This is a genomic window from Mycobacterium angelicum (assembly GCF_002086155.1).
Lineage (GTDB): Bacteria > Actinomycetota > Actinomycetes > Mycobacteriales > Mycobacteriaceae > Mycobacterium > Mycobacterium angelicum.
On sequence record NZ_MVHE01000243.1, the window covers coordinates 1 to 622 of the forward strand.

The following is a 622-nucleotide window of genomic DNA, read 5'->3' on the forward strand; positions in this document are numbered from 1 at the left end:
GCCCCGGCCCTACAAGGCGCCCTCAACGCCTTGATCACGGCAGGTCAGAACTTCGCGGCGGGCTTGAGCGCGGTCTTCCCGGCGCTATCGGCCAGCTTCTCGGCCACCTTCCCGGCGTTGTCGGCGGCCTTCAACGCCACCCTCAGCGCCGCGCTGTCGGGCAGCCTGCCGGCCTTCCAGGCCAGCCTGTCGGGTTTGAGCGCGGCGTTTAACGCCGCATTGAACGCCGCGCTCTCGGGCGCCCCGGCGCTACAAGGCGCGTTGAGCGCACTGCTGACGGCGGGGCAGAACTTCACGGCCGGCTTGAGCGCGGTCTTCCCCGCCCTGTCGGCCAGCTTCTCGGCCACCTTCCCGACGTTGTCGGCGGCCTTCAACGCCACCCTCAGCGCCGCGCTGTCGGGCAGCCTGCCGGCCTTCCAGGCCAGCCTGTCGGGTTTGAGCGCGGCGTTTAACGCCGCAGTGAGCGCCGCGCTGTCGGGCGCCCCCGCGCTACAAGGCGCGTTGAGCGCACTGCTGACCGCGGGGCAGAACTTCACGGCCGGCTTGAGCGCGGTCTTCCCCGCGCTATCGGCCAGCTTCTCGGCCCCCTTCCCCGCCCTCTCGGCGGCCTTCAACGCCACCC

At 71.5% G+C, this 622-nt stretch carries 1 pseudogene; it reads left to right on the top strand.

Features of this window, described 5'->3' with window-relative positions:
- Positions 1–30: 30 nt before the first annotated feature.
- Positions 31–622, top strand: a pseudogene (locus BST12_RS31665) (hypothetical protein); the annotation flags it as partial.